Origin of the sequence: Streptomyces sp. NRRL B-24085, from assembly GCF_001282115.1 — a bacterium.
Classification (GTDB): domain Bacteria; phylum Actinomycetota; class Actinomycetes; order Streptomycetales; family Streptomycetaceae; genus Streptomyces.
On the sequence record NZ_LJBR01000208.1, the window covers coordinates 23843 to 29842 of the forward strand.

Consider the following 6000-nt stretch of genomic DNA (forward strand, 5'->3'; position numbering starts at 1 on the left):
GTGCGGCAGAAGCTGCCACCGCACATCCGGAAGCAGGCGACACGGCACGCCCCGCCCAGGAAGAGGTGCGAGCCCATGTCCGAATCCGCTCCCGACACCACCGAGTTGACCTCGCAGTACAGCACCCAGGTGGCCGGTGACCTCGAACGCAACCTCAAGGAACAGGAGCGCCTCAGCGGTGAGATCGAGGCGCTCCAGGGGCAGTTGGCCGCTCTGCGGCACGATCACGCCGTCCTGCTGAACATCCAGCAGGTGCTCGGCACCCCGCCGCCGGCCGTCTCCTCGCCCGCACCGGCCGACGCGGCGGTGCCCGCTCCCCGCAAGAAGAGCACCGGCCGGGACAAGCGGTCGGGCACCCGCAAGGCCGCGGCAGCGGCCCGGGAGCGGACCGCGAAGAAGACGGCCGCGAAGGCGTCGCCCACACGCTCCGGACCCACCCTCGTCGAACTGGTCCGCGAGCATCTGGCGGGGCAGAAGGAGCCCCGCTCGGCGGCCGAGGTATCCACCGAACTCGGCCGCCTGCACCCGGACCGCACGATCAAGCCGACCGTCGTACGCACCACGCTCGAGGGACTCGTGGCGCGCAACCAGGCCCAGCGCACCAAGCAGGGGACCTCGGTCTTCTACACCACGCCCGACGCGGACGAGGCCTCCGGGCCCGCTGAGGACGGCTCCCGGCAGTCGGACTGACCAGCCGTCCCGGGGCGCCCGTTCAGCGGGACCACCGTGCGGGACGCAGACCGTTTCCCTGCAGTCCGGCGGCCGCGAGGACCGCGGCCGCCGCGCCGGTACCCAGGACGGCACCGGCGACCACGTCGCCCGGGTAGTGCACGCCGGTGTGGATCCGCGAGTAGCCCACCGCGCAGGCCAGCAGGCCGAGCGGCACCGTGGCGACGGGGAGCGCGGGTCCGACCGCCGCCGCGAAGGCGACCGCGGACGCCGTGTGCCCGGAGGGGAAGGACGCGGACTCGGGCATCGGCACATGCCGTCCCGGGAACGGCGAGTCCACGGCGCGGTGCGGACGCGGCCGGCGCACCAGACGCTTGCCGAGCATGTTCGCGCTCGCCGAGGCGACACCGATGGCCGCGACGCCGAGGGCGGCGGCGCGCCGCGGCCGGCCGGGCCACAGGGCGAGCAGTCCGGCGATCGTGAACGAGATCTTGGAGTGGTCCGCCGCTGCCGACAGCCGCCGCAGCGCCTGGTCCAGGGCCGGTGTCCGGGTGACCGTGACGGCCTCGTACAGCGCCTGGTCGAGGGCGGCGAGATCCCTCAACAGCTCTCCGGAGGTCCGCCGTTCGCGCTGCGGTCGGTCAAGCATCGCTCTGCTCCTGGTTCTTGACGGCCGGGAAGGGAGTCCGGTCGAGGGCGAGGCGCACGACACGGCGCCAGTCGACGGACGGGGCAGTGTACGGCGCACCGGGACGGTCTCTCGGTACCCGTACCCGCAGGGCCTTGGGGCGTACGGTGCACACGACCGGCTGGGGCAGCAGCAGTGCTTCCCCGTCGACGGCCACCGGGATCGTCTCCGTGTCGGCCTCGACGGTCACCCGGCGCGAGGTCGACGAGGTGATCCCACGGGCCCGCTCCCCCAGCAGGGCCAGTTCGGCGGCCTGGGCCGCGCCCTCGATGCGCACGCTGATCACACCGAGCCGGCCCCCGTCGAGGCGGGACCGTCGGCCGACGCCCATCGGGCCGGCCTGCGCGTAGGGGTTGTTGCTCACCAGCAGTGCGTGCGGGGCGTCGAGCAGCCGGCCGTCCGCCGTGGCGGTCAGGTGGGCTCCGGCCCCGCCGACCAGCAGGTCCGGCAGCAGGTCGAGGGTGGTGGACGCCTTGGCGTCGCGGTACTCGGGGCTCTGCACGATCTCCGCGTAGGTGCCGAACGAGACCGTGTTCACGAAGGGCCGGCCCGCCACGTCGCCCAGGTCGACCCGGATCTCCACACCGTGCGTGAGGGCTTCCAGACCGCCGGCCGGATCGTCGCGGTCCAGGCCCAGGTCCATCGCGAAGTGATTGCGGGTCCCGGCGGCGAGCACCACGAACGGCACGTCGTGTTCCGCGGCCACCCCGGCCACCAGGGCCTGCGTGCCGTCCCCGCCGGCCACGCCGAGCAGGTCCGCGCCCTCGGCGAGGGCCTGGCGGGCCAGCTCGGCCGGGTCGGGGTCGCCGTCCACGTCGAGGAGGACGACCCGGGCACCCAATGCCTCGGCCCGCTCGACCAGTGCGTGCTCGCCGACCTTGCCGCCGCCCGACCGCGGGTTCATGATCAGGACCGGTCGGCGGGGCGGCCGGACCGGACGGGAGTGCGTGCCACGCGGTGCGCGCAGCCTGCGCAGCGCGCTGCGGGCGCAGGCCAGTGCCGCCACCCACAGCCCGAGCGCCGACGCGGCGAACGGCCACAGGCCGGACACCGCGAACAGGACCAGGACGGCGACGGGCGAGGCCACCGCCAGCAGGGCGCCGCACAGACGGGCCAGGCCCCGGTGGGCCAGCGCCCACCAGATGCCCGCGCCCGCCAGGGCGAGGCCCGCGAGGCCCAGCAGCAGGAGCAGCCACTGCCCCGCGGCCAGCACGGCCGCGACCACTCCCGCCAGGCAGAGCAGCGCCAGGCGGGCCAGCGTCCGCGCCGCGGTGCCGGAGCCGTACGGCTCCACCTCTGTCATCGTTCGGGCCGCCTCTCACGGATCGGTGGCCCAACGATCTCATGCCGGTGCTCTCGCCGCCGGTGCCGTCCTGGTCCCTCGGGTTGTTCAGCGGGTCACGACGTGCCGCTCGTCCGGCACGCAGTGGGTCATGGTCAGACCCTCGACGTCACGCGGCGGGTTCTTGCCGAGGTTCGACAGCCGCTTGCGGTCCTCGTCGGTGAGGTCCTGGCTCGCCAGGGGTTCGAGACCGGCCACGTCCTCGGGGCTGATGCCGAGGCCGTCGCCGACCCTCAGACCGAGGTCGTTCTCGACCAGCAGGAAGTGCCACACCATGCGTTCCTGCACGGGCCGGTCGCACTGGGCGAGCATGCCGGTGAGGTTCTTGACGAGGTCGTCGCGCTCCCAGTCCTCCAGGAGGAGGTACCGCTGGCCCGCCTGGAGGTAGTCGTTGGTGCGGGGGATGCGCTTGCGGGTGAGCCGGCCGTGGATCTCCGGGCCCTGTTCGTCGTGCGTCGGGTACTCCGCCTCGCGCAGACCGCCGGTGATGGACGGCTCGTAGTTGACGATCGGGTTCTCGCCGCCGCCGTCCACGTGGTACGTCATCTGCCCGTCGCGCTGGTTGGTGCGCACCTCGGCGTTCTTGGCCTGGTTCACCGGGAGCTGGAGGTAGTTCGGGCCGACCCGGTAGCGCTGGGTGTCGCTGTACGAGAAGGTCCGGCCGACCAGCATCTTGTCGTCGGAGAAGTCCAGTCCGTCGACGAGGACCCCGGTGCCGAAGGAGATCTGCTCGTTCTCCGCGAAGAAGTTCTCCGGCATCCGGTCCAGCACCATCCGGCCCACCGGCTTCGGCGGGAACTCCTGCTCGGGCCAGGTCTTGGTGTCGTCCAGCGGGTCGAAGTCCAGCTCGGGGTGCTCGTGGTCGTCCATCATCTGGACCAGGAGCTCCCACTCCGGATAGTCACCGCGGGCGACCGCCTCGTACAGGTCCTTGGTGGCGTGGCCGAGCGAGTCGGCCTGCACGTTGGCGGCGTCCTCCTCGGTCATCGAGCGGACGCCCTGCTTGGGCATCCAGTGGTACTTGACCAGCTTGGTCTCGCCCTCGGCGTTGACCCACTTGTAGGTGTTGACGCCGAAGCCCTGCATGTGGCGGTAGTCCGCGGGGATGCCGCGCGGACTGAACAGGTTGACCAGCATGTGCATCGACTCCGGCGTCTGCGACATGAAGTCGAAGATGCGGCGCGGCTGCTGCTCGAAGGTGACCGGGTCGGGCTTGAGGGCGTGGATGACGTCCGGGAACTTGATCGCGTCCCGGATGAAGAAGACGCCCAGGTTGTTGCCCACCAGGTCCCAGTTGCCGTCCTCGGTGTAGAACTTCACGGCGAAACCACGGGGGTCGCGGGCGGCCTCGGAGGAGTCGCGCCCGCCGATCACGGTGGAGAAGCGGACCGCCAGGTCGGTGCGCTTGCCGCGCTCCTGGAACAGCCTGGCCCGGGTGTACCTGCTGATCGGCTCGTCGCCCCAGGCGCCGTAGGCCTCGAAGTACCCGTAGGCGGTCACGCCGCGCGCGTGCACCACGCGCTCGGGGATGCGTTCCCGGTCGAAGTGGCTGATCTTCTCCAGGAACTGGTAGTTCTCCAGGGTGGCGGGCCCGCGGGCGCCGACGGTGCGCTGGTTCTGGTTGTCGTGGACCGGGTGGCCCTGGCGGTTGGTGAGCACCTTGCGGTCGTCCGCCGGAGCGGGGCCGGTACCGGACACATCCGTCATGATCGGGGGCTCCTTAGGTTCTCGGGTTCACGGCTGGGGGCAGCCCCTGGCACAGCGGGCAGCCTCCGGCCGGTGTTCGGCGGAGCACCCGAGTACCCGATCGGCTCGCACCACTCACGTCACGCGCCCGCCACCAGCGAGTCGTCCTTGGTGGGACGGGCGTGGGAGCCGGACAGCTGACGGCGGGCCGCGGCGAGGGCCGACTCGATGTCGCGGGTGCCCGTGGCGATGCACAGCGTGTAGGACACGTCCTCGAGGCGCTGACGCGCCCCTTCGCTGCCCTCCTCCGCGTGCAGGACGTGCAGCGCCTCGTAGCGCTCGAGCAGGTCGGTGAGAAGGGCGGGGTGGGCCATGAGCATGATTCGCTCCTCCATGTGCGCAGTGGGAGTACGGGCGGTCGCGTCCGCCACGTCACTCGGACTGTTGCGGGAGAGGCCTCGGCGGCACGCACCAGGAGAGCCGCGTTCGGCCGCTTCCGCGGTGGGCCTGTGATCCCAAGCACCTGAACCGCCGAATGCCCTGGCGAATCGAGCTCAAACCAGTCCTGTCATCTTGCACCTTCAGCGGCCGTCGCGCCCGGTGGGAGTCAGTCCCGGCGGGCGTCGACGTCGCCGTTCACCGTGGTCAGCGTCATGGTGTGGGTGCGGTCGGCCTCGCGTACGGGGACGGAGACGGTGGCGCGGCCGTTGTCGGTGGCCGCGGTGACCCGGTACGGCGGGCTGTCGTGGGGCACGGTGACGTCGACCGAGCCGTTGACGGTCGTGGCGCTGACGCCGGACGGGACCGCGGCACATCCCACGACCACGTCGCCGTTCGTGGTCGCCGCGTGCACCCGCCGCGCCTCGACGCTCGCCGCGCGCACGGAGCCGTTGCGGGTGGACAGCCGTACGTCGGCGTCCTCACGGCCGGAGCGGGTCACCGTCACGTCGCCGTTGACGGTGGTGACGTCCAGGGCGGCGGCGACGCCCGCCACGTCGACGCCGGCGTTGCGGGCGGTGGCCGTGACGCGGACGCCGTCGGGGATCTCCACGTACGGCAGCCGGGGACAGCTGCCGTCACTCGTGTTCCGGCACGACAGGTCGAGCGTCCACACCTTGCCGTGGTGGGACCAGTGCGCGTCGACGCGGTCGTCGACGGTGACGCCGCGGCCGTCCGCCGGGCGCAGCCGCAGGCCGTTGTCGGTGGCGATCACCACGTGTTCGCCGGAGCCCGCGACCCGGAGCGCTCCCGCCGTCCCCGGGCCGCCGGAGGCCCCGTCGTGATCGTCGCTGCACGCCCCGGCGAGGGGCAGGGACACCAGGACCAGCATCAGGCGCGTGAGGCGCCGTGTCGGGATCGCCTTCATACCCCGTCGGATGCCCCGGTTCGCCGTGGGCATGGCAGATGCGCCCGGCGGGTGCGGACGGCCGGGCCTACGGCACCGGGACCGTGTCCGTCTCCGTCGCGCCCTCCCTCGCCGCCAGTGCCTTGTTGCGGCGCACGGAGGACCAGAAGGACCAGCCGATCAGGATCACGCCGACCAGACCGGTGATGATCTCGTTGATCTGGTACTGGATGGTGACCATGAGGATCACGGCGAGGGCGCCGATCGCGT

7 protein-coding genes are annotated in these 6000 nt (G+C 72.2%); 1 reads left to right on the forward strand and 6 read right to left on the reverse strand.

Annotation, left to right across the window (positions count from 1 at the left end; all coding sequences use genetic code 11):
• Window positions 1-75: 75 nt before the first annotated feature.
• Window positions 76-690, forward strand: a complete 615-nt coding sequence (locus AOJ26_RS22590; protein WP_053850158.1) for a hypothetical protein — start codon at window positions 76-78, stop codon at window positions 688-690.
• A gap of 22 nt (window positions 691-712) precedes the next feature.
• Here AOJ26_RS22590 and AOJ26_RS22595 read toward each other — a convergent pair whose 3' ends face one another.
• The 6 genes from AOJ26_RS22595 to AOJ26_RS22620 form a co-directional block, all read right to left on the reverse strand.
• The gene (locus tag AOJ26_RS22595) at window positions 713-1318 is read right to left on the reverse strand and encodes a phosphatase PAP2 family protein (RefSeq protein WP_053850159.1); all 606 of its coding nucleotides are present in this window, start codon (window positions 1316-1318) and stop codon (window positions 713-715) included.
• Window positions 1311-2660: a diacylglycerol/lipid kinase family protein gene (locus AOJ26_RS22600; RefSeq protein ID WP_053850160.1), complete on the reverse strand. Its 1350-nt coding sequence runs from the start codon at window positions 2658-2660 to the stop codon at window positions 1311-1313. The genes AOJ26_RS22595 and AOJ26_RS22600 overlap by 8 nt, the downstream gene beginning before the upstream one ends.
• A gap of 87 nt (window positions 2661-2747) precedes the next feature.
• Window positions 2748-4406 (reverse strand): catalase, encoded by a 1659-nt coding sequence (locus AOJ26_RS22605; protein WP_053850161.1) that lies wholly within the window; start codon window positions 4404-4406, stop codon window positions 2748-2750.
• Between the two features lie 119 nt (window positions 4407-4525).
• Entirely contained in the window at window positions 4526-4765 is a 240-nt protein-coding gene (locus AOJ26_RS22610) for a DUF5133 domain-containing protein (RefSeq protein ID WP_053850162.1), read from the reverse strand.
• Window positions 4766-4992: 227 nt separating this feature from the next.
• A complete protein-coding gene (locus tag AOJ26_RS22615; protein ID WP_053850163.1) occupies window positions 4993-5751 on the reverse strand; it encodes a DUF4097 family beta strand repeat-containing protein in 759 nt (252 codons plus the stop codon).
• 67 nt (window positions 5752-5818) lie between these two features.
• Window positions 5819-6000: DUF475 domain-containing protein (locus AOJ26_RS22620; protein WP_159044363.1), on the reverse strand; the 182-nt coding region annotated here is incomplete at its 5' end.

Excerpts from the sequence above, each read along its gene's own strand:
- AOJ26_RS22590 (WP_053850158.1), top strand. The coding sequence starts at position 76 with ATGTCCGAATCCGCTCCCGACACCACCGAGTTGACCTCGCAGTACAGC.
- AOJ26_RS22615 (WP_053850163.1), bottom strand. The coding sequence starts at position 5,751 with ATGAAGGCGATCCCGACACGGCGCCTCACGCGCCTGATGCTGGTCCTG.
- AOJ26_RS22595 (WP_053850159.1), bottom strand. The coding sequence starts at position 1,318 with ATGCTTGACCGACCGCAGCGCGAACGGCGGACCTCCGGAGAGCTGTTG.
- AOJ26_RS22610 (WP_053850162.1), bottom strand. The coding sequence starts at position 4,765 with ATGCTCATGGCCCACCCCGCCCTTCTCACCGACCTGCTCGAGCGCTAC.
- AOJ26_RS22605 (WP_053850161.1), bottom strand. The coding sequence starts at position 4,406 with ATGACGGATGTGTCCGGTACCGGCCCCGCTCCGGCGGACGACCGCAAG.
- AOJ26_RS22600 (WP_053850160.1), bottom strand. The coding sequence starts at position 2,660 with ATGACAGAGGTGGAGCCGTACGGCTCCGGCACCGCGGCGCGGACGCTG.